Origin of the sequence: Fibrobacter sp. (assembly GCA_017503015.1) — a bacterium.
GTDB lineage: Bacteria > Fibrobacterota > Fibrobacteria > Fibrobacterales > Fibrobacteraceae > Fibrobacter.
The window spans coordinates 36,204-57,211 of record JAFVTX010000058.1 but is presented as its reverse complement, the minus strand read 5'-3'; the positions used below and the strand labels follow the sequence as shown (position 1 = coordinate 57,211).

20 protein-coding genes are annotated in these 21,008 nt (G+C 53.3%); 12 read left to right on the top strand and 8 right to left on the bottom strand.

The features are described from left to right. The first annotated feature begins 160 nt into the window (after nucleotides 1-160). Complete coding sequence (locus IKB43_11135) at nucleotides 161-793, top strand: FKBP-type peptidyl-prolyl cis-trans isomerase (GenBank protein MBR2470681.1); 633 nt, start codon at nucleotides 161-163, stop codon at nucleotides 791-793. Nucleotides 794-878: 85 nt separating this feature from the next. Here the strand turns inward: IKB43_11135 and IKB43_11130 are convergent, their stop codons facing one another. After that, a complete protein-coding gene (locus IKB43_11130; GenBank protein MBR2470680.1) occupies nucleotides 879-1,511 on the bottom strand; it encodes a hypothetical protein in 633 nt (210 codons plus the stop codon). Nucleotides 1,512-1,605: 94 nt separating this feature from the next. After that, nucleotides 1,606-1,767 carry a hypothetical protein gene (locus tag IKB43_11125; protein MBR2470679.1) on the bottom strand — a complete coding sequence of 54 codons (162 nt, stop codon included), beginning with the start codon at nucleotides 1,765-1,767 and terminating at the stop codon, nucleotides 1,606-1,608. Between the two features lie 16 nt (nucleotides 1,768-1,783). Here IKB43_11125 and IKB43_11120 point away from each other — a divergent pair, with 16 nt between their 5' ends. Next, complete coding sequence (locus IKB43_11120) at nucleotides 1,784-4,084, top strand: DUF748 domain-containing protein (GenBank protein MBR2470678.1); 2,301 nt, start codon at nucleotides 1,784-1,786, stop codon at nucleotides 4,082-4,084. Nucleotides 4,085-4,335: 251 nt separating this feature from the next. Here the strand turns inward: IKB43_11120 and IKB43_11115 are convergent, their stop codons facing one another. Then, nucleotides 4,336-5,490, bottom strand: coding sequence for a fibrobacter succinogenes major paralogous domain-containing protein (locus IKB43_11115; GenBank protein ID MBR2470677.1), 1,155 nt, complete (start codon nucleotides 5,488-5,490; stop codon nucleotides 4,336-4,338). Nucleotides 5,491-6,383: 893 nt separating this feature from the next. Here IKB43_11115 and IKB43_11110 point away from each other — a divergent pair. The 4 genes from IKB43_11110 (at nucleotide 6,384) to trmFO (ending at nucleotide 10,467) form a co-directional block, all read left to right on the top strand. Next, entirely contained in the window at nucleotides 6,384-7,205 is an 822-nt protein-coding gene (locus IKB43_11110; protein MBR2470676.1) for a NifU family protein, read from the top strand. Nucleotides 7,206-7,323: 118 nt separating this feature from the next. Continuing rightward, nucleotides 7,324-8,376, top strand: coding sequence for an IMP cyclohydrolase (locus IKB43_11105; GenBank protein ID MBR2470675.1), 1,053 nt, complete (start codon nucleotides 7,324-7,326; stop codon nucleotides 8,374-8,376). Between the two features lie 16 nt (nucleotides 8,377-8,392). After that, nucleotides 8,393-8,848, top strand: coding sequence for a hypothetical protein (locus tag IKB43_11100; protein MBR2470674.1), 456 nt, complete (start codon nucleotides 8,393-8,395; stop codon nucleotides 8,846-8,848). Between the two features lie 242 nt (nucleotides 8,849-9,090). Further along, nucleotides 9,091-10,467: a methylenetetrahydrofolate--tRNA-(uracil(54)-C(5))-methyltransferase (FADH(2)-oxidizing) TrmFO gene (gene trmFO / locus IKB43_11095; GenBank protein MBR2470673.1), complete on the top strand. Its 1,377-nt coding sequence runs from the start codon at nucleotides 9,091-9,093 to the stop codon at nucleotides 10,465-10,467. Here trmFO and IKB43_11090 read toward each other — a convergent pair. Together IKB43_11090 and IKB43_11085 are read right to left on the bottom strand one after the other, a co-directional pair. Continuing rightward, on the bottom strand, nucleotides 10,436-10,852 hold the full coding sequence (locus IKB43_11090; protein MBR2470672.1) for a type I restriction enzyme HsdR N-terminal domain-containing protein: 417 nt from the start codon (nucleotides 10,850-10,852) through the stop codon (nucleotides 10,436-10,438). The two genes, trmFO and IKB43_11090, sit on opposite strands and share 32 nt — an antisense overlap. Nucleotides 10,853-10,875: 23 nt before the next feature. After that, nucleotides 10,876-11,859, bottom strand: a complete 984-nt coding sequence (locus IKB43_11085) for an ORF6N domain-containing protein (protein MBR2470671.1) — start codon at nucleotides 11,857-11,859, stop codon at nucleotides 10,876-10,878. 806 nt (nucleotides 11,860-12,665) lie between these two features. Between IKB43_11085 and IKB43_11080 the strand changes: the two genes are divergently transcribed. Continuing rightward, nucleotides 12,666-13,967 (top strand): pyridoxal phosphate-dependent aminotransferase, encoded by a 1,302-nt coding sequence (locus IKB43_11080; protein ID MBR2470670.1) that lies wholly within the window; start codon nucleotides 12,666-12,668, stop codon nucleotides 13,965-13,967. Between the two features lie 49 nt (nucleotides 13,968-14,016). On the opposite strand, the gene xth is transcribed toward IKB43_11080, so the two are convergent. Then, nucleotides 14,017-14,838 (bottom strand): exodeoxyribonuclease III, encoded by an 822-nt coding sequence (gene xth, locus IKB43_11075; GenBank protein ID MBR2470669.1) that lies wholly within the window; start codon nucleotides 14,836-14,838, stop codon nucleotides 14,017-14,019. Nucleotides 14,839-15,018: 180 nt separating this feature from the next. Here xth and IKB43_11070 point away from each other — a divergent pair, with 180 nt between their 5' ends. From IKB43_11070 to IKB43_11050, 5 genes are all read left to right on the top strand, one after another. Beyond that, complete coding sequence (locus IKB43_11070) at nucleotides 15,019-16,290, top strand: glutamate-5-semialdehyde dehydrogenase (protein ID MBR2470668.1); 1,272 nt, start codon at nucleotides 15,019-15,021, stop codon at nucleotides 16,288-16,290. 32 nt (nucleotides 16,291-16,322) lie between these two features. Next, nucleotides 16,323-17,705, top strand: coding sequence for a hypothetical protein (locus tag IKB43_11065; GenBank protein ID MBR2470667.1), 1,383 nt, complete (start codon nucleotides 16,323-16,325; stop codon nucleotides 17,703-17,705). A gap of 2 nt (nucleotides 17,706-17,707) precedes the next feature. Further along, entirely contained in the window at nucleotides 17,708-18,061 is a 354-nt protein-coding gene (gene hisI, locus IKB43_11060; GenBank protein MBR2470666.1) for a phosphoribosyl-AMP cyclohydrolase, read from the top strand. A gap of 139 nt (nucleotides 18,062-18,200) precedes the next feature. Continuing rightward, the gene (locus tag IKB43_11055) at nucleotides 18,201-18,542 is read left to right on the top strand and encodes a hypothetical protein (protein MBR2470665.1); all 342 of its coding nucleotides are present in this window, start codon (nucleotides 18,201-18,203) and stop codon (nucleotides 18,540-18,542) included. A 21-nt stretch (nucleotides 18,543-18,563) separates the two neighbouring features. Then, nucleotides 18,564-19,502: a histidine-type phosphatase gene (locus IKB43_11050; GenBank protein ID MBR2470664.1), complete on the top strand. Its 939-nt coding sequence runs from the start codon at nucleotides 18,564-18,566 to the stop codon at nucleotides 19,500-19,502. Here IKB43_11050 and IKB43_11045 read toward each other — a convergent pair. Together IKB43_11045 and IKB43_11040 are read right to left on the bottom strand one after the other, a co-directional pair. Further along, entirely contained in the window at nucleotides 19,499-20,281 is a 783-nt protein-coding gene (locus IKB43_11045) for an RNA methyltransferase (protein MBR2470663.1), read from the bottom strand. The two genes, IKB43_11050 and IKB43_11045, sit on opposite strands and share 4 nt — an antisense overlap. A gap of 99 nt (nucleotides 20,282-20,380) precedes the next feature. Further along, nucleotides 20,381-20,896, bottom strand: coding sequence for a hypothetical protein (locus tag IKB43_11040; protein MBR2470662.1), 516 nt, complete (start codon nucleotides 20,894-20,896; stop codon nucleotides 20,381-20,383). Nucleotides 20,897-21,008: the final 112 nt, after the last annotated feature.

The window sequence follows — 21,008 nt, the reverse complement described above, 5'->3', positions numbered from 1 at the left end:
TAAGGTTCGAGGCACGAGGTTCGAGGCATGAGGTCACAACCTTCGGTTGCTATGAGTCATTTCGGGAATGTCCCCGTATACGCCACCTCAAAATCTCAAAGCCTTGCGACGCAAGGCGAACTCACAACTCATAGCTAAAAATTCTATATTTGTCGCGCCTATGGAAATCGTGGAAGCAAAGACAAAGGTGAGCATCGCCTACACGCTCAAAGAGATGAGCGGGCGCATCTTGGAGGAAATTCCTCCGAGCCACCCCTTTGTATATATCCACGGCTACGACAACATTATCCCCGGACTTGAATCCGCCCTGGAAGGCCGCAAGCTGGGCGAAAAGTTCACCGTAGAGATTCCCTTTGACCAGGGCTACGGACCATACCGCGACGACCTGCTGCTCCAAGTTCCCAAAGAAGAACTCCAGGACGTAGGGGAACTCTGGCTGGGCATGGAGCTGGAGATGATGCTGGACAACGACATCCGGGAATTCCAGCTGCCCGACACCGCCGACGAGTTTGTAGATGGACTGAACCTGGACGACGAGGACGACGCCGACGGCATCTACATCGTGAAAGAAATCTACAAGGATACCGTGCTGGTGGACGGGAACCACCCCTTCGCAGGCAAGGACCTGATTTTCGAAGTCCAGGTGGTGAACATCGAGGAGCCCAGTTTCACCGAGCTGGAATCGGGATTCCCCGACCGGGACGACAACTACGACGACGGCGACTATCCCGAAAACTACGACGACCGCTACGACGATTTCGACGGGCCGGACAACCATCGCCGTTGGCGCTAGGCAGCACCTGACAACCCCATTTATAAAAACATAAAGCCCCCGGTCCTAAGACCGAGGGCTCTATCAAGCTTTTGGCTTTTCGTGATTATGCTTCGTCGGAGAGTTCCGGAGCCTTCTTGATCACGTTGCGGCGGCCATAGCGGACCTTGGCGGGATCGAAGGTGGTTTCGGCGACTTCCACAGCAGGTTCGGCGGCAACGGCGGCAGGTGCTGCAGGAGCCACGGGAGCGCTGACAGGAGCGGCCGGAGTTTCAACCGGAATACGCGGAGCCAGAGGGCGACGACCTTCGGCGGCAGCAGGAGCGGCCGCTTCGGCAGGCTGGGCCACGGGAGCTTCAGAAGAAGCGGCCTGGGCGTCTGCGTTCATTTCACGACGATTGTTGCGGTCAGGACGACCGTCACGACGGTCACGGCGATTGCCGCGATCGCGCTGTTCGTTGCGGTCACGGTTCTGACCCTGCTGGGCCTGGCCGTTCTTTTCACCGCGGTTGTCTTTATTCTGACGATCCTTGCGATCACCCTTGTTGTTGCGATCACCACGCTGTGCCATTTCTTGGGCAGAGACAGGACGACGAGAGTTAGGCCTCAGGTTCATGTCCGGGGTGAGCTTCTTAACGATAGGAGTGTGAAGGTTGTCAAGAATCTTGTTAACCTTAGTCAGGATAACGATACAGAGCACGACTGCAAGAGCAGAGCATGCGAGAGTGATTATTTCCATCTAGGCACCTCATAAGTAAGGGTTAAACCGCGACTGCAGGCTGGAAAAGACCTGCAGAAGGGGTGATTGCAAGTGAATGTGTTAGGGGGCCATCTTAATAACGCCTCGAGGAGACTTGACGGCCAGGTTCGCTCCAAAATAACGGAGCAGGTTTTGCCGAAAAAACGGCAAAAAGAGCAATCACGGCTGCAAATTTATAAAAAAATATTCCACTGAAAGCAAAAAAAGCAGAAAAAAGCACCTTCTTGCCTAACATTTCTAAATTATAGCCCATGAAAAAGTCCGTGAAGATTATCCTGATTGTCGTCGCCGCCCTGTTCGTCCTGGTTTTTGCCGCCCTGAAACTTGCCCCCGGGTTCGTGAAGGACTACATCGTGGCCCACTCCGAAGAATACATCGGCCGTAAGGTCAACATCGAAAGCGTGAGCCTGAGTCCCCTGACCTGGACCGTCAACGTAGATAACTTCGCCCTCCTGGAACGGGACGGCAAAACGCCCTTTGTCTCCTTCGAAAAGTTCCGCATCAACCTGAACCCCACGAGAATCGTTACCGGAACGGCCAGCGTAGGCGAAATCTACATGAAGGGCCTCTACGTGCACGTGGTCCAGAGCGGCGACCGTTTCAACTTCAGCGACATTCTGGATTTTCTCTCCCAGTCTGACTCCACCGCTGCCGAACCCGCCGACACTACCGCCGCCGATTCCACCGGCATGATCAACGCGGCCGAAATCGCCGACGGACTCCCCGTGAGCATTTCCGTCAAGAACATCGTCTTCGAGAACGGCAACATCATCTACGAAGACGCCAAGGTGGGTTCCAAGATCCACATCAAGGACTTTGGAGTGGCCATACCCGCAGTTTACCTGAGCAACAAGCAGACCGACGTGGGCGTGAGCCTCAAATTCGCCGACGGCGGCGACCTGAACGTGAAGGTGACCGTCAATGCGGCCACCAACGACTTCAACGTGAACGTGGGTCTCAAGGACTTCGCATTGGCTGCAGGCAAACCCTACCTGAACGACTTCGTGAACATCAAGGACTTCAAGGGCAACCTCTCCGCAGACATGGACATCCAGGGCAACCTGAACAGCATTCTCGCCTCCAACGTGAAGGGCATTGTCAGCGTGGATAGCGTGGTGATCACAGAGACCAACGACAAGACCATCGGGGCGGGCCATGTGGGCGTAGGCATTGCCGAAGCCAACCTGGAAAAGTTCAAGTTCCGCATCGACTCCGTCGTGGTAGACAGAGCATTCGCCCACCTGGACCTGTACAAGGGCGGAAAGACCAACATCGACGTGCTGCTCACCCCCAAGGGCAAAGCCAAGGCGGACACCGTAGCCACCGATTCCAATGCGGTTCCGCTGGATTCCCTGGTAGCACCCGCACCTGATGCTGCGACGGACTCAGCCAGTGCAAATGCCAAGGTCGAACCCGCCAAAAAGCTGGACGCCATCGTCACAAAACTCCTGGTGCAGAACACCACCGTCACCGCCAACGACTACACCCTTTCCAAACCTTTCAACTACAAAGTCTCCGCCATCACGGTAAGCGGTTCCAACATCAACTTCGACAAACCCTGCAACGTGAACGTGAGCGCCGCCTTCCCCGAAGGAGGCTCCGTGTCCGTCAAGTACAAGGGCGCCCTCAACGACATCGGTACCATGGACGCCTACGTAAGCGTCAAGAACCTGGCCCTTAAGCATTTCAGCAGTTACAGTCTGCACTTCACGGGCTACCCCATCATCGCAGGCACCATGGCCTTTGCCAGCGACAACAAGATGAATAACTTTAATGTCGATAGCAAGAACACCATTGACATCTATAACATTGACGTGGGCGACAAAGACGACAGCGTTGACCCGGAATACCCCGTGCCCATGAAAGTCGGCCTCTATGTGCTCAAGGACAAGGATGACAAGATCCAGTTCGACGTTCCCGTGAAGGGCAACGTGAAGGACCCGGAATTCTCGTACCTGAAAATCGTGTGGGACACGGTGACAAAGTTGCTCATTAAGGTAGCCCTCTCCCCCATCAAGATTGTAGGCAACGTGGCCAACACGGGAGCCTCTGCCGTGGGCCTGAACCTGGGCAAAGACGACGAAATCCTGATCGACGTTTCTAGCGGAACATTTACCAGCGAACAGTTCGCCAAGGCTTCCAAGATGACCGAGGCTCTGGCCAAAGACAAGAACCTGACCCTCACCTACACCCAGTACTACAACCCCGCCAAGATTTCAAAAGAACACAAGGCCCACAAGCTCAAGACCGAATACTACAAGCAAAAAGAAGGCAAGGCTAGCCTCAACGAGATTGACGAAAAGGCCGCCCTCGCCATCAAGGACAGCGATGCCGGTTTCAAAGCCTACGCCAAGGAACACGACGCCGAATTCGACAGCAAGGCCATGCAACAAGACCTGGCAAACCTGGCCGAAAAGCGCAACCAGGAACTGCTGAACGTGCTCAAGCAGCAGAAGGGCGTCACCGCCAAGAACTTGAAAGTCCAGACCGCCAAGGGCCTGAACAGTTACCGCGGCAAGCCCATGTACAAGGTGACGGTGGACGTGAAGTGACGGCTACGCAGTAGCGATTAGAAGGGGGAAGCCTCCCCCTCGCTACAACGGCTCGTCATCCCCACCTCTTTTTTTGTCATCCCCGCGAAGGCGGGGATCTCCTTGCCGTCTCCGCTACCCCCTCGCCTAGGGGCCCCGCCCCTAAAACCCCCATAAGGCGAAATGCCGTGACAACCAAGTTTGCACGAAATTATCATGGCCGTGGCCGCAGGCGGCCTAGGCCCTGGCGCTAGCCTTCGGCTTGCGCCATGTTAGTCCCGGAGACAACGAACTGAATACCCGTAGTCCTTGCTGTAGTTGCCCAGGCCCCCAAGGTCGTAGTCGTAGAACAGGTACATGCAGTACGCGCTGTTGCTATTGCCCTCCGTAGAACTCCAGAAGCTCGCGTAGTTGCCACCGTAGCGGAAGTTGCCATAGTCGTACCTGCCGCCAGCAGGCAACGCCGAAAACCCGAAGGCGTCCGTGCCGTTGCCGCCACTATTCCAGCCTGTCAGGGACTTGAGCTTTGGACCTGCTGTTGAGAAGCCACCCACGGCCGTGAACAGGGCTTCCCATTCCGTTCGGCTCGGCAGGTGCCAGCCCTTGGGGCAAATGCCCTGAACTTTGCCGGAGAGGCCACACTCCACGCCGTAGCCGCAGGTCAACGGATTCGTGGCATCATTTGCGAGTTTCATCGAGTCTATTGCCGCGGCCCAGGTGTAAAGGCGACCATATTTGACACAACTGTCCAGACTGTTTTTGTAGCACCAATTCCGTTCCAGCATACTGGGATAATTCGCGCTATCCGAATAGTTCAGGTTATAGGCCATCCATGTCTGGGTGCCGATGGTAACGAACCTATAGATTTGTAGATCCCTTGCATCGCAGAAATGGGTGGATTTGTCGTATGTCAAGGCATTACAACTCTTTGGTTCTCCGTTTACACAGTGTTCCTCTTCCACATCATACCCGGAGCCGCCACACAAATCATAGGTTTTACCGCCAGAACAGAATTTTGCCGTCACATCATATTCTTCTCCGCCACACAGGTCGTAAGTCTGGCCACCGGAGCAGAATTTCGCCGTCACATCGTAACTTGCTCCGCCGCACAGGTCGTAAGTCTGACCACCGGAGCAGAATTTCGCTGTCACATCGTAACTTGCTCCGCCGCAAAAATTGTAGACTTCGTCGCCAGAACAGAATTCAGTCGCAGTGTCGTATTTTTTGCCGCCGCACAGGTCGTAAAGTTCTCCTGAAACACAGAACTTTTCACTTGCGTCATACGCTTCCGTGCCACAGGTTCCTTGGACTTTTCCGCCCTCACAACGTTCCCTGTCCACATCGAAACTCTTGCCGCCGCACAGGTCATGGAGTTTATCGTCGATGCAGAACTTCTTAGCAGGGTCAAAGGTCTTGCCTCCGCACATGTCGTAAAGGGTATCCCTGACGCAGAAACGCCTGGTGGGGCGGTAGTCTTCGCCACCGCAAAGGGCGTAGAGGGTATCTTCGAAGCAGAACTGCTTGGCAGGGTCGAAGTCCTTGCCGCCACAAAGGGCATAAAGTTTTTCCGCTATACAGAACTTCTCGGCCGGGTCATAGGACCGAGTTCCGCAATATACCGCGTCATCGAACTCCTGTTCCGTCCATCTGCCATCGCACACCATGACCTTGCCGGATTCCTGGACGTATGCCATCTCCCCGTCCCTGTTGGCCGTGCAGTTGGGCAAGTCCGTCTCCGAGACAACCATCTTGCCAAGAACAGTCCACGATTCCCTTCCGCAGCGATAAACCATTGAACTGTCGGTTGTAACCACAAGCATCGAAATGCGGTCCTTGGTACATTCGGGCAATTTATCTTTGGACTTTACCCTCTGAAGCACAAACCCATCGGGTTCCCAGAGCCCGTCGTCGCAGCGATATATGGAGTAGACACTCTTCACGTAGGCGGAATCCCCATCATTGGAAGAGACGCAGGCGGGCAGGTCATCTTCGGTGTCCACCGAGTCCATGGCCAGGGCCGGAATGTCGGGCAGGGGCTTCTTGTCGCCACCCTGGTCGGTGGAATCCCGCTCAACGCCATCTTCAGGGTCAGAACCCTTGCTGCCACTGTCGCTACCGCAGGCGGTAAAAAAGGCCGAAACCAGCACGGCAAGAAAGAGAAATTTTTTCATAAAGGCCCCGTTCGTTTGTTCTTATAATTCAAATATATATTATTCGCCTCCATTATTAAACATCCGTATGTTAACTTTCGTTTACTAAACAAGCCAAATAAATCACCATTCAAGTGCATACTGGCCAAATATTCTATATTTGGTGCACTATGAGCGAAGAACTGTGTGCGAATTTTTCCAAGAAGGTGCAGGAGATTGCAAAGGCCCCCAAGTACAGGGGCGCGATTTTCCAGATTGAAGCCGACGAAAAGGGCCTTGCCCTTGTAGATGTGAAGGAAGCGAGCCTGAAGGTCTACCTGATGATAGACCCGGAATGCGACAAGATTCTGGAGACCCGGTTCTTCACCTACGGCGGGCCAATCTTTACCGCACTTGCCGACACCTTCTGCAAGAAAATCCAGATGGTCACGGTGGAAGAAGCCTGCGCTATCACCGCCGAAAGCCTGGAACAGGAACTGCGGGACACACCCGACGTGCCGGCTTTCGATGCCTCCGCACCTGAGCTCAAACAAATGAACACGCTTATACAGCGGATTCTGGAAGCCTATCCCGAAAAGAAGGCCACCGCTATTTTGGTCCGCGAGAAGATGGAGCGCATCAAGTACCGCACCCAGACCGCCGAGGGCCGTGCCGAAGCCGACGCCGAATGGAACGCCCTCACCAAGCCGCAGAAAATCGAAAAAATCGAAGCCTGGCTCCACCAGTCCGTGCGCGGGATGCTGCAAGGCGACGGTGGCGACCTGGAAGTGCTGGACCTGACCGACGACAACCGCCTGAAAATCCGCTACCAGGGAGCCTGCGCCGGTTGCGGCTCTGCCATGGGCGGCACCCTTTTCTACATCGAAGACGAACTGAAGAACAACGTCTATTACAACCTGATTGTAGAACCCGAAGACCCGCTGGACAACATCGCGCCCAACCCGAATCTGCCGGGTCTCGACGACAACAACCCTCCGGCAACGATGTATTAAATCGAGCCGCGTTAATTCTTGTCACGCCAGTATTATTCTTGTCATGCCCGCCTCCGAGCGGGCATCTCCTTTCTTCTAATTTCCTATATTATCCTATGTAAATCACAAAGGAAAAAACATGTCCGAAGAACTCGTTTTGAAATTCGTTGACCCGAAGCCCATGCGCTACGGTGAAAACTCCCACCAGTCCGCCGTCTTCTACCGCGACCCGACCTGCACCGAAGCAAGCCTCGCCACCGCAAAGCAGCTCTGGGGTAAGGAACTTTCTTACAACAACATCGTGGATGCCGACGCCGCCCTGGAAATGGCCCGCGAATTCGCAGACGAAAATGCCGTTGTTATCGTAAAGCACATGAATCCCTGTGGCCTTGCTACCGGCAAGACACTGCGCAACGCCATGGAAGCCGCCTGGGAAGGCGACCCGGTGTCGGCCTTCGGTTCCGTGATTGCCGTAACCAAGAAGGTGGACCTGAAAACCGCCGAATTCCTGAAGGGCAAGTTCGTCGAAATTCTGCTCGCCCCGGCATTCGACAAGGACGCTCTGGAATTTTTGAAGAACAAGTCCAAGGACATTCGTCTCCTTGAAGTGGGCAAGATCAAGAAGGCGACCCGCTGCAAGGTCTACAAGCACGTGATCGGTGGCATGCTGGTTCAGGACCGCGACGTGGACGTTTACGAAAAGTTCGAATGCGTCACCAAGAAGAAGTTCGCAAAGAACAAGGAAGCCCTCGCCCGCTTCACCTGGATCGTGACCAAGCACACCAAGTCTAACGCCATCGTCATGGGTTACGAATACGCCCGCGGCTACTTCCAGGTCATCGGCCTTGGCCCCGGCCAGCCGAACCGCATCGATAGTAACCTCCGCCTCTGCCAGCCACGCGTACGTGACAACGTCGCCCGCATGAAAGCCGCCAAGAAGTTCTTCAACGAAAAGGGCAAGTGCATCGACAAGGCCGGTCTCAAGGCTCTCGAAAAGAAGGTGTTCAGCGAAGTCGTCATGGGCTCCGACGCCTTCTTCCCGTTCCCGGACAACGTGGAAGCCGCTGCCAAGGCTGGCGTCCAGTACATCGTGCAACCGGGCGGTTCCAAGAAGGACAACCTCTCCATCGAAGCTTGCGACAAGCTTGGGGTGGCCATGGTGTTCACCGGCATGAGGCACTTCCGCCACTAATCCCGAGGGGCTTGCCATGATTCCCGCTTCGCAGAAAGAAATGAACCAGAGAGAAAAGGACCTCTACTACGCCGTCCTGTCCTTCTTGAAGTCCGTGCGCAAGGCGGGAAAGACCACCAACGTGGAATGGAACGCCTACAAGGAAAAGCTCCTGAAAATCGCCCCCAGCGACGACATGGGCAAGGCCGCCGACATGTGGACCATGGACAACCTGGACCAGTTCAGCCCCGACAAGACCCAACTGCCGCCCCTGAACGACATGGACGCAGTGGCGCGGATTTCCCCGAAGTTCGCCTCCCAGCTCATGGAAGCCATGTACTACGGCATGCTGAACCTGACCCAGGCAAACCTGATTTCCGACGAAATCCAGGACGCCGACCCCGAATGCGTCTCCACTGCCTCCCTGGAAGAACTCCTGGTGAAACTCTGGATCGGAAACGCCAAGAGCTACCGGAAAGTGGTGACGAATTAATTCGGAATTCAGATTTCGAAATTCGGAATTGACCGATGAGTAAAACGCAAGTGTGTCATCCTGAATGCGAAGCATAAAGGATCCAGTCCAAGGGAACCGACTAGCACTAACTGGCAAAAAGGGGAAAGCCTTCCCCTCGCTTCCTTCGACCGTCTCAGGTCCCTGAGCCTGCCGAAGGGCGCTACCCCTTCTCCTAGGGGACACCCCTAAAACCCCGTACCTTAAACCACAAAGCGAATGAAATGAGCGAACAGCAACGAGTAAGAGTCATAGGTGGCGGTCTCGCAGGTTGCGAGGCGGCTTTGCAACTGGCGAGCCGCGGTTTCAAGGTGGACCTGTACGAAATGCGTCCGGTCAAGCAGACTCCCGCCCACAAGGACGGCCACCTGGCACAACTCGTCTGCTCCAACAGTTTCAAGGCGCTGGGCGTCACATCGGCACACGGACTTTTAAAGCAGGAACTCACCATGCTGGGGAGTTTCCTTTTGGACTCCGCCCGCGAAGCCGCCGTTCCCGCTGGCGATTCCCTCACCGTGAACCGGGACATTTTCAGCGAATCGGTGGAAAAGAAAATTGCAGAATCTCCAAACATCACGCTCCACCGAGAAGAAGTAACCAGCCTCGAAGGCGACTGCCCGACCTTAGTCGCGGCGGGGCCGCTGGCCAGCGACGCGCTCGCCGACGATATCTTCAAGCGGCTGGGAAGCGAGCGCCTCCATTTCTTCGACGCTATAGCCCCTGTGGTAGAGACCGACAGCATCGACTTCGACCACGCCTTCTACATGAACCGCTGGGAAAAGGGCGAGACGGCAGACTTTATCAACTGCCCCCTGGACAAGGAAACCTATACGGAGTTTGTCCGTAAACTGTGCGAGGCCGAAGCCGTGGAGCCCCGCCCCTTCGAAAAGAACGAACTGTTCGAGGGCTGCCTGCCTGTCGAAGAAATGGCCCGCCGCGGCTATGAGACCCTCCGTCACGGACCCATGCGCCCCATCGGACTCGGACTCGGCAACAATGGGCATTTGTGGTACGCGGTAATACAGCTCCGAGCCGAAAACAAGCAAAAGACCCTCTTTAACATGGTGGGTTTCCAGACCCGCCTCAAGTGGGGCACGCAAAAAGAAATCTTCACCATGGTGCCGGCCTTGCGCAATGCGAAATTTGCCCGCCTAGGTTGCATGCACCGGAACACCTTCATTGAATCGCCCAAGTTCTTGGATGCCACTTTGAGATTGCGGCCTGAACTGCCCTGCGCCAAGGACATTCCGCCCACCTGGTTCGCCGGGCAGATTACCGGAAGCGAAGGCTACACCGAGGCGGTGGCTACCGGATGGTATGCCGCCTGGAACATGGCCCAGACCATTTTGCACGGGCATGCCGACCCGCTCCCCGACGAGAGCTGCATCGGGTCCTTGATGAACCGCTTGGTAGAGGAAAACGAAAATTTTCAGCCAATGAACTTCAACTTCGGGCTGCTCCCCCACCACGAGGGCCTCAAAAAAAAGAACAAGAAAGAGATTCTGGGCGCCCGTGCGGTCGAAGCCGTGCGCAAGTGGATTGCGGAACGCCGCTCCTTCGAATACCCGCCTAACGGAATTCAGGAAGCCGTTCAATCTTAACAAATCTCTTGGTGGCGGCGTCCATTTCAAAAAAACGCTCACAATCCCCCAACGAAAGCATCACGAACCTGGGCGTGAGCACCTGCAGGTACTTGTTCAGCTGAACCTGCAAAGCCTCCCAGGTGTATTCGCCGGGAGCCTTGCATTCCACCAAAAGCCAGGGTTTCGCCTGGTCGTTCCCGTTGCGGAAATCGTGCACCACGATGTCCACCCGGTCATCCGTCTTGGGGTCCACGGAACTCAGGCCGAACTCCACCGTAATCAGGTGGGCAGGGACCTTCACCTCATTCAGCAAGAACTGCACCGTCGCCTGACGCACCCGCTCCTCGGGGGTGTCGGGCACATCCTTTTGGCGAATCGGGTCATATAATGTTCCGTGGGTCATGTGATTCAAGATAGAAAAAAGCACTAGGTTTTAGAGGTCGGCGGAGATGATAATGCGTCCTGAATCTTCTGCGACTCCTTCAGCACTTCCTCTAGTGTAAAATCTTCTTGTGTAAAGAAAAATGTGTTCTTGCCCAAATCTTTCAACGACGCCCCAAAATGATAAGCAACCTCGTCAATGAACAAAAATCTGTCGTGCATACCATAACTTGGCAGGACCCGCATTGGACTGTCGGGATACTGCTCGTTGTAGGTTGCCAAATCCATCTCTAAAACCTTACTTTTGTCGTAGGTGTAAATGGTAACGGAAACACCTTTCTCCCGCTTGAGCATCATGGTTAACGTCTTTTCGGTTACATAGCGGTCAACAAGAACAATCCTCTTTTTTGCGCTGCGAATCAGGTCACAAACGAACACATAGGCGTCAAACTCCTGATTATTGTAAAACAACCCCTTGGACTTGAGTTCTCCCCGGTCCATCGCTTCGAAAACCTCGTCAAATTTGCGATCATATTCGATGTTTTTGCGATCATGGTCCAAAATTTTGGACTCCACATTAGAAAGCCGATTAACCAGCCCACCATTCGCAAGCATATAATGCCGCATTGCGACGAAAACTTTCATTATGTCGATGCTAACCTTTATCGCTTTTTCACTGTGTAAAACGGTAGATAACATCGCTACCCCCTGTTCGGTGAAGGCATAGGGATTTTTACGACCTCCGCCTTTTTGTCCCGAAAAGAACCCTTCTTTCCGTGAAGTCGCAAGTTGCGACTTCACGAATTCAATTTCATCTCGGTCTAACCGAAAGCAAAATTCCTCGGGAAACCGTTCGATATTACGTTTTACCTGCTCGTTGATACGTTTCGTTTCCACGCCATAAAGCATCGCCAGGTCGCGGTCAAGCAGCACCTGCTTGCCCCGAATAACCTGAATCATCTTTTCCACTCCCGATTCCACGAGAGGATTTGTCGTCACAATCTCCGTCTTTTCGGCCTTTTTGGTCATTTTTCCTCCATTTCAAAACAAAAAAAAGCCCCCAAGGCGAGTGAAACGTTGATGCTTGCATCAACACTTCCGAGCCGCTGGACTTTGTGCTAAAAGCACAAAAGCCGTATTTCCATAGCCCGCAACCATTCCGGTTGCTATGGGATATAGCAATACGGCTTTTCGGGAGGTAATATACAAAAATGGAAGCGATTATTCCAACCTAGAGCAATTTTTTCAAATTATCTTCTTTTTATAAATTAACGATATAAACACTTCAAAACGTGATATTAAAACAGGGGTTTTAGGGGCTACGCCCCTAGGCGTGGGGGTGATGGAAGACTTGCCGAGTGGGTAGATGAAGGGAGATCCCCGCCTTCGCGGGGATGACAACGAAGGATGCGCGGGGATGACAACGAAGGATGCGCGGGGATGACAACGAAGGATGCGCGGGGATGGCAAGAATGGCACGCAGGGATGTGACTCAACGAGGCAAGGCTGCAATCAGGGGGAGACCTCCCCCTCTTGACAACTTCTGCACCTGGAACTATATTTTTGCACATGAATAAATTCTTTGGACAGAACATCGCAGCAGCGGCAATGGCAGCAAGCCCGGCAGCAGCCCGAGCTATTGTGGGGCTGTCCAGAGAAACCAAGGTCTGTAAGGCATAACGCCAAAATCCAGATAGCAAGTTTCAAGGGCAGCCCCGTAAAAGGCTGCTTTTTTCATACCCCAAACCATTAACTTAAAGAAATTTCACTGTTTTATTATTCTATAATTACGCAGTAAAATTTGAGAATTTACGATACCTATATAGGAGCATAAAATGCGCAGAAGACTTTTGAGCGAAGGTGCCAAGGAACTTTCTTACGAAATCCGCGAGATCGTGAAGAAGGCAAACCAGCTCAAGGCCCTGGGTCTCCCCATCCACTGGGAAAACATCGGAGACCCTATCGAAAAGAAATGCCAGCTGCCCGACTGGATCAAGGATATCGTGGTGGACCTGGTCAAGACCAACCGCAGTTACGGCTACTGCCCCTCCAAGGGCATGCTGGAAACCCGCGAATTCCTGGTGAAGGAGAACAACAAGCTGGGCGTCGCGCAGATTAGCGTGGACGACATCCTGTTCTTCAACGGCCTGGGTGACGCCATCGCCACCATCTACGGCCTGCTCTCCATGAACACCCGCATTATCGGACCTGCCCCGGCCTACAGCACCCACAGTTCCGCCGAAGCGGCACACGCCCACACGGCCCCCATCACCTACAGCCTCCAGCCCGAAAACCACTGGTATCCGGACCTGGAAGAGCTCGAGAACAAGGTGAAGTACAACCCGAGCATCGCGGGCATCCTGGTGCTGAACCCGGACAACCCGACGGGCATGGTCTATCCGTTGGATATCCTCAAGAAAATCGTGGATATCGCGAAGCGCTACAACCTGTTCATCATCTGCGACGAAATCTACAACAAGATTACCTACAATGGCGCCCACGCCTACGCCCTGGCCGAATACATCGGCGACGTTCCGGGCATCGCGCTGAAGGGAATCTCCAAGGAATACCCCTGGCCGGGCGCTCGTTGCGGCTGGGCCGAATACTACAACCGCGACAAGGACGAACAGTTCGACGCCTTCTGCCGCGCCATCGACAACGCCAAGATGGTGGAAGTCTGCTCCACCACGCTCCCGCAGATGACCATTCCCCGCGTGCTGGGCGATCCGCGCTTTATCGAGCACCGCACCGCGCTGAACGAGAAGATTGGCCGCCGTAGCGCCATCATCAACGAAATACTTTCAGACATTCCGGAACTGTACTTCAACCCAACCTACGGTGCGTTCTACAACACCATCATCTTCCGCGAAGGCACGCTGAACAGCCACCAGACGCTGAAAATCGACAACCCGATTATCAAGAAGAAGGTGGAAGAATGGTGCAGCAAGACCACGAACCTGGACTACCGCTTCGTTTACTACCTGCTAGGCGCGAAGGGCATCTGCGTGGTGCCCAGCACCAGCTTCTGCACCGACCTGAAGGGCTTCCGCGTGACGCTCCTGGAAGAAGACGAAGAGGAACTGCGGGAAGTGTTCACCACCATCCACGACGCCATCGTGGAATACCTGCACTCGTAATTGTCGCAAACAAGTTAAAAGAAAAGTCGCTCGAAAGGGCGACTTTTTTCTACTGGACTTCTGCTTCGGCAGATGCGGACTTTATGGGCAGCGGAGCGAAGGGCGGCTCCAGCTCGATGCTGATGGGGCAATGGTCCGAACCCATAACCGTTGTGTGGATTTCGGAGCGGACCACGTTGGGCATCAGGGCCTCATCTACAAAGGCATAGTCCAGACGCCAACCCACGTTCCTGCCCCGGGCGCCGAAACGGTTGGACCACCAGGAGTAAACGTCCCGTGTGTCCGGATGCAGATTGCGGAAGGAATCCACAAAGCCGTGTTCCACGTACTTGTCCATCCAGGCCCGTTCCACAGGCAAGAAGCCGCTCACGTTCTCGTTTTCCTTGGGGCGGGCAATGTCTATTTCCTTATGGCAGGTGTTGTAGTCGCCTACTGTAAGCACATGCTTGCCGTCGGCAATCCAGCGCTCCGAATTTTCCAAAAAGGCGTCGTAAAAGCGGAGCTTGTAGTCCAGACGGTCGTCGCCGGAGCCGCCATTAGGGAAGTAGATGCTGTTGAGCACCCAGTCCGGGAACACCAGCTGCAGCACGCGGCCTTCGACGTCAAACTCTTCAATATCGAAACCGTAGTTCACCGCATCGGGCTCGATCTTTGTAAGCACGCCTACCCCGCTGTAGCCCTTTTTGCGCTGGCAGGGGTTCCAGTAGGCAAAGTAGCCTTCGGGCTTGGCCATGGATTCCGGAATCTGGTCTGTCTCGGCGCGGACTTCCTGGAGGCACAGGATATCGGGATTGGTCTCGTGGAACCAGTTTTCCAGCCCTTTCTTGAGGGCGGAACGGATTCCGTTGACGTTCCAACTGTAAATGTTCATTACTTACCGTTCTTTATTTTACGGTATAAAGATATAAAAAAAGAAACCCGACGTTGAACGCCGGGCTCTTACACCCAAGTCCGATACCCTAGACTACCACTCAATGTCGAGGGTAAAAACAAACCTGTATTTTGAAAATACACTTCTTTTTGTGAAAAAGCAAGTTTCTATATTAAAAACATGACTAAAAATTATTCCAACTTGGACGAATATTCCGACCTTTTGGCGAAAAACGCCAAAAAAGCAAGCAAGAACCTGCGCACCCTCTCTGGCGAAAAACGGAGTGCCGTGCTGAACCTGGTGGCAAAGTTGCTCCGGGAACACAAGCCGGAAATCCTGGCCGCGAACAAACTTGACCTGGAAGCTGCCGCCGGCAAGCTCGACGACGCCAAGATGGACCGTTTGACATTGAACGACACCCGCATTGAGGCCATGGCCAAGGGCGCCGAAGAAATTGCCGCCTTTACCGACCCGCTGAACCGGGTGCTGGAAAGCCGCGAACTGAAGAACGGCATCAAGATTAGCCGCGTGGCCGTGCCTATCGGCTCCGTGTTCTTTATTTTTGAAAGCCGCCCGAATGTGACGATTGACGGCGCATGCCTCTGCTTCAAGGCGGGAAACGCCGTGATTTTGCGCGGCGGCAAGGAATCCCTGAATTCCGCCAAGTGCCTCGCCGGGATTTTCCACAAGGCCCTTGCCGAAAACGGCATTGACGAAGACGCCGTGCAGCTGGTGACCGAAACCAGCCACGACCTGGTGGGCATGCTGTTGCAGCGTAGCGACTGCATCGACCTGGTGATCCCCCGCGGTGGCGAACGCCTGATCCGCGCCGTCGTGGAACAGAGCAAGATTCCTGTGATCAAGCACTTCAACGGCATCTGCCACGTGTACATCGATAAGTCCGCCGACATGGACAAGGCGGTGAACATTCTGATTAACGCCAAGACGCAGCGCACCGGCGTGTGCAACGCCATGGAATGCGTGATTATCGACCGCCATATCGATGACGCCAACGTGAAGAAACTCCTGGACTGCCTCGCCGACCGTGGCGTGGAACTCTTCGGAAACAAAGATGCCCAGAGCCACGATAGCCGCATCAAGGACATTGGCGACGACAGCAACTACCACCACGAATACCTGGCCCTGAAGGCAAGCGTCAAGTTCGTGGACAACGTGGCCGAAGCCTGCGAGCATATCGAGCAGAACAGCAGCCGCCACACCGAAGCCGTAGTTGCCGAAGACGCAAGCGTGCAGGATTACTTTGTGGCCAATGTCGATAGCAGCAGCGTCATGGTAAACGCCAGCACCCGATTTGCCGACGGCGGCGAATACGGTCTCGGCGCCGAAGTGGGAATCTCTACCGACAAGCTGCATGCTCGCGGCCCCATGGGCGTGGAAAGCCTCTGCACCTACAAGTGGGTTTTGCGCGGGAATGGGCAGGTGCGTGGCTAGTAATAAAACAAACAACAAGATGATTATATACAATGAGCAATAAATGGTCATTTGTTTTCTGCATACTGATTGCGCTTCTTTTTAATGCCTGTGGTGGGGACTCCGGTTCTTCAGCAGAGGATTCATCCAACAGTTCTAGTTCCTTAGAACAGGAAATCGATTCATGGTGTAACGAACAATTCGGAATTACTGAAACCGATCCATGGGTTGATTCACTATCTGGCAATGATTTCATCGCCAATTATATATGCGATGACCTTAACGAGTACATGAGCAACATGCTAGCGTTCTATGCACGATGCACATCTTCCAGGTACAACAAAGCTCAGAATCATTACGACATTGAAATTGTCACTGAACAACGCTACATGCATATTCGTGCCAAAATTTCAAATTGCTCCTATGTACTAGAAAGCGATGGTGATCTTTCCCCCATGATAACAAACTATGGAGAGAAGTCCCTCGAATCATGTATCTGCAAGGTTGAAAACAATAAAGCATATTACCGTAACGTCATCCCGAAAATTTCCGAAGAAGAATCATCGAGTTCCGTTCCTGAATCGTCTAGCAGTTCTTTTTTAAAAGAATCTTCCTCATCAGTTTATTCGTCGTCTGTACAAGAATCTAGTTCCTCCGAAGAATCTAGTTCAAGCGTCTGGATTCCGACTGTATTACCCGAAGGAAAATACAGTTGCAAGGAGTACAATTGCGTTGCAACCGACTACCTAAATCCAGACATCGAGTATGGAGAATTACTAGACGCTCGTGAAAATAAAGTTTATAGAACCGTAAAAATCTTTGACCAGGAATGGATGGCTCAAAACCTGGATTATAGATACGTTTTGAGTGAAACAGATTCCAACAGCTTTTGCTATAACGACAGCCTTGAATATTGTAAAAAATACGGAAGGCTCTATACATGGGCTGCTGCAGTTGACAGCGTCTCTATAGAAAAAGACGGATATGGAACCTGTGGATTTCAGGCTCTCTGTAATTTTTCGGAAGACGAAAAGTTAAGAGGTATTTGCCCAGAAGGATATAGAATTCCCAACAAAACGGATTGGATAACTTTATTAGAATCTATTATGACAGGCATTGAAGATAAAGGTTCATACGCTTACTATCATGGGGCGGCAACAAAATTAAGAGACATGAAAACATGGGAAGAAAAGGATTTAGATGCAACCGATGAATTTGGTTTTTCAATGCTTTCCACTGGCCTAAAATACCAAGGCAATTATCAAGGAATCGACGCATATACAGCTTTTTGGAGTTTAGAAGAATCCCCTAAAAGCGGAACATTCGCTGGTTATTATGCGTACACCGCTATGAACGAAGAGCTTATCTGGTCAAATATTCTTTGGCATACATCAGAGAAAAATTCAGCACATCCCATTCGCTGCATAAAGGAATAAACATGAAATTCGAGGACCTGATTAAAGAGATTAAATTTGAAGTCGTCGTGGACGGGGTTGCACTTGCGCCGGCAATTGTGCAGGACGCAGACAAGGGCGACGTACTGATGATGGCCTGGATGAACGAGGAAGCCCTCCGCCGCACGCACGAATGCGGCGAGATGGTGTTCTGGAGCCGTAGCCGCAAGGAATACTGGCACAAGGGCGACACCAGCGGAAACGTGATGACAGTCGTTGAATGGGCCGCCGACTGCGACTCTGACGCATTGCTCTTTAAGGTCCGCATGCAGGGCCCGCAGGTCGCTTGCCACACGGGCGCGAGAAGCTGCTTTTTTAAAGTGGTGGACCGGAAGTAAAGACGAGTTGTCAGTTATCAGTTACGAGTTATCAGTTCATAAATTGGCGTCAAAGGCGCGATTATAAAAACTCAAAACTCAAAGGTGCGTAGCACCACTCAAAACCCATAACTAAGCATTTTGACCGGTAATTAACGACATGAAAATTATCATTGCGCTATTGCTCACGATTGTGATTTCTGGATTTGCCCAGGACCGCTACCAGATGGGCAGCAACTACTACGCCTACCCCACTCCCACCGCCAAGTACACCAAGGCACCTGCCGGTTACAAGCCGTTCTATATAAGCCATTACGGCAGGCACGGCAGCCGCTTTCATCAGCCCGCCGACCATTATCATTTTCTTTATAGCACTCTTGCAAAAGCCGACTCTGCCGGCAAGCTTACCGACCTGGGCAAGAGCCTGCTGGAGCGCGCCAAATATCTGGACGAATACGCCGCCCCGCGGGCAGGAGACCTGACTCGATTGGGCGTTGCATAGCACCAGGGCATTGCCAAGTGCATGGTGAAGAACTTCCCTGAAGTGTTCAAGAACGACGCCTACATCGAAGCCTACGCAAGCACCAGTGTGCGTTGCGTGGTGAGCATGGCGGCATTCCTTGAAGAACTGCGGGCCCAGAAACCGAAACTGGATATCCATCAGGAATCGGGCAAGTACCTGATGAGCTTTATCAACCCGCTGGATTTCGGAAAAATCATCAGCGAATCCAACACCCCCGCCTGGCAAAAAGAAAACGAAAAGATGTACAGCCATGTGAATCCCGCCCGCATGATGCACGCGATTTTCAATGATTCGACATACGTACAGAAGAACATCGATGCGGGCGACCTTTACAGCAAGATTTACGAAATCGGAAACAGCCTTCAAGGCAGCCCCGAAATAAGCTTTGATTTTTACGACCTGTGGACCGAAGACGAGCTTTTCTCCCGCTGGCGTGCACAGAACGCCTGGTGGTACAGCGTCCTCGGGAACAATCCCTTCGGTAAAAAAGAAGGTCTAGAAAACGCACGCCCCCTCCTGAAAAACGTCCTTGAAATGGCAGACAAGGTGATTGACACCGACACCGCAAAAGCAAAGACCGGGAAACAACCTGCCGCCACGCTGCGCTTTGGTCACGACACCATGGTGTTCCCCTTCGCCGTATTGCTGCAAATGGAAAACGACACGCGGAATACAGGCATCGAAATCGCCGAAATGGAAGGCCTGCACAAGGTCTGGCGGGACTACGAAATCTGCCCCATGGCCGCCAACGTGCAGTTTGTCTTTTACAAGTCCAGTAGGAAGGGCTCCCCCATTCTCGTGAAGGTGATGCTCAACGAAACCGAGCAGAAACTGCCCGTGACTTGCGATTCCACGATGGTAAAGAATTGCCCCGCCGCCCCGTATTACCGCTGGGACGATTTTCGTGAATTCTACGGCAAGATTGCCAACAAGAATTAATCCGCGTTTTCTGTAGTATCGGCAGCTTTAGCTGCCTTGGCGGCCTTTTCTGCCGCGTGTTCCAGACGGGCCGGCTTGCCGGCGATGTTGCGGATTAGCCCGAACAAGGCGGAAAGTTCATTACGTGTCGGGTGCAGCCTCTGCAAAAGCGTATTGAGGAAATTGTCCCGCCAGGCCTGGTCGTGGTACTGCCCCGTGAGGTAGCGGTCCATGAACTTCTTAAAGCTGTCGATCTGCTCGATGGTGGCAGGCCCCGTTTCGGCAACACCCCGTGTGGTCCGTTTGGCACGGCCCTCGCCGTTGGCCAACGCTCCGCTACGGCAAAGTTCGTACAGGCCTACCGTTACCGCCTGGGCCAAGTTCAGGCTCATGAGTCCCGGCACAGGAATCTCGCACTGGTAGGTACAGGCATTTACCTCTTCGGTCTCCAGCCCACAAGATTCACGACCAAACACGAGAGCGACGGTTCCATCTTCGGGCAGCAGTTCCGAAAGCCCGGGCATCATGGTGTGCTTGATGGCCGAACCGTAGATGCGGCGGCTGAAGGCCACCGCGCAGGCGCAGTCCCCGATGGCGTCTTCGAACTTGTGGACGATAGTCGCCTTGTCCAAAACCTCGTGGCTGTTGGGGGCCGTGTGGTAAGAGTTTTCAATTACCTTGTCGCGCCTGGGGTAAACGATATACAGTTCGTCGAGGGCGTAGCAGTGCATGGCACGAGCTACAAAGCCCACATTGTGAGGGTGTTCCGGTTCAACAAGTACAACTCTGAATTTGCGCATGATTTAGGATCTAGGATTTTGGATTTAGGGGCTAGGATCTAGGGAGGTGTGGCATGTGAAATGAGCACTCATAACTCAACACTCACGACTCATCACTGTTTACCACTTTGCAAGGGCATTGGCTACGATCAGGTCTTGCAGTTTCTCGATGGCGCGGGCCTGGCCGTGGCGGTCTTCGGACTCGTTCTTGGCCACATCGTAGGTTCCGTCCGCCGAAAGGGACTTGTTCTCGTAGATAATCTTGTCTTTTACATTGTCGTAGAACTTGACGCTCACCCGGATGGTGACGCGGTAAGTCTCTACGTCACTCGAGCTGTTGTAGTTTTCGGGCTTGTTGGTGTAACTGAGAAGAGTCATCTCGAAATCGGCGTTGGCATTCTCGTTCACAATACGGACACCGCCCGCGTTGCTCTTGAACATGTCCAGCACGCCTGCGCGGATGTTGTTGGCCAGCACCGGATCCAAAGTCTTGTCTTCGACCTCGTGAATCTGGACCGTCTTGATGTGGCTTGGCAGCGTGGACGCCGTAAAGCTGTAACAGCCCGAAAGAAGGCTTGCCAATAGGACGGCCAAAAACATGGGGACAGACCGAAATAAGCATCTTGCAAAAAGCATGGCTCAAATCTAGAAAATACTGATTAGAAAGCGGGGGTCTTAGGGGGTGTCCCCCTAGGCGAAGGGGTAGCGCCCTTCGGCCCCTCGGCAAGCTCGGGGACCTGAGAGGGTC

What these genes read in the sequence shown, in the direction of transcription:
- IKB43_11135 (MBR2470681.1), top strand. Translation starts at nt 161, where the DNA reads ATGGAAATCGTGGAAGCAAAGACAAAGGTGAGCATCGCCTACACGCTC.
- IKB43_11130 (MBR2470680.1), bottom strand. Translation starts at nt 1,511, where the DNA reads ATGGAAATAATCACTCTCGCATGCTCTGCTCTTGCAGTCGTGCTCTGT.
- IKB43_11125 (MBR2470679.1), bottom strand. Translation starts at nt 1,767, where the DNA reads ATGTTAGGCAAGAAGGTGCTTTTTTCTGCTTTTTTTGCTTTCAGTGGA.
- IKB43_11120 (MBR2470678.1), top strand. Translation starts at nt 1,784, where the DNA reads ATGAAAAAGTCCGTGAAGATTATCCTGATTGTCGTCGCCGCCCTGTTC.
- IKB43_11115 (MBR2470677.1), bottom strand. Translation starts at nt 5,490, where the DNA reads ATGTGCGGAGGCAAGACCTTTGACCCTGCTAAGAAGTTCTGCATCGAC.
- IKB43_11110 (MBR2470676.1), top strand. Translation starts at nt 6,384, where the DNA reads ATGAGCGAAGAACTGTGTGCGAATTTTTCCAAGAAGGTGCAGGAGATT.
- IKB43_11105 (MBR2470675.1), top strand. Translation starts at nt 7,324, where the DNA reads ATGTCCGAAGAACTCGTTTTGAAATTCGTTGACCCGAAGCCCATGCGC.
- IKB43_11100 (MBR2470674.1), top strand. Translation starts at nt 8,393, where the DNA reads ATGATTCCCGCTTCGCAGAAAGAAATGAACCAGAGAGAAAAGGACCTC.
- trmFO (MBR2470673.1), top strand. Translation starts at nt 9,091, where the DNA reads ATGAGCGAACAGCAACGAGTAAGAGTCATAGGTGGCGGTCTCGCAGGT.
- IKB43_11090 (MBR2470672.1), bottom strand. Translation starts at nt 10,852, where the DNA reads ATGACCCACGGAACATTATATGACCCGATTCGCCAAAAGGATGTGCCC.
- IKB43_11085 (MBR2470671.1), bottom strand. Translation starts at nt 11,859, where the DNA reads ATGACCAAAAAGGCCGAAAAGACGGAGATTGTGACGACAAATCCTCTC.
- IKB43_11080 (MBR2470670.1), top strand. Translation starts at nt 12,666, where the DNA reads ATGCGCAGAAGACTTTTGAGCGAAGGTGCCAAGGAACTTTCTTACGAA.
- xth (MBR2470669.1), bottom strand. Translation starts at nt 14,838, where the DNA reads ATGAACATTTACAGTTGGAACGTCAACGGAATCCGTTCCGCCCTCAAG.
- IKB43_11070 (MBR2470668.1), top strand. Translation starts at nt 15,019, where the DNA reads ATGACTAAAAATTATTCCAACTTGGACGAATATTCCGACCTTTTGGCG.
- IKB43_11065 (MBR2470667.1), top strand. Translation starts at nt 16,323, where the DNA reads ATGAGCAATAAATGGTCATTTGTTTTCTGCATACTGATTGCGCTTCTT.
- hisI (MBR2470666.1), top strand. Translation starts at nt 17,708, where the DNA reads ATGAAATTCGAGGACCTGATTAAAGAGATTAAATTTGAAGTCGTCGTG.
- IKB43_11055 (MBR2470665.1), top strand. Translation starts at nt 18,201, where the DNA reads ATGAAAATTATCATTGCGCTATTGCTCACGATTGTGATTTCTGGATTT.
- IKB43_11050 (MBR2470664.1), top strand. Translation starts at nt 18,564, where the DNA reads ATGGTGAAGAACTTCCCTGAAGTGTTCAAGAACGACGCCTACATCGAA.
- IKB43_11045 (MBR2470663.1), bottom strand. Translation starts at nt 20,281, where the DNA reads ATGCGCAAATTCAGAGTTGTACTTGTTGAACCGGAACACCCTCACAAT.
- IKB43_11040 (MBR2470662.1), bottom strand. Translation starts at nt 20,896, where the DNA reads ATGCTTTTTGCAAGATGCTTATTTCGGTCTGTCCCCATGTTTTTGGCC.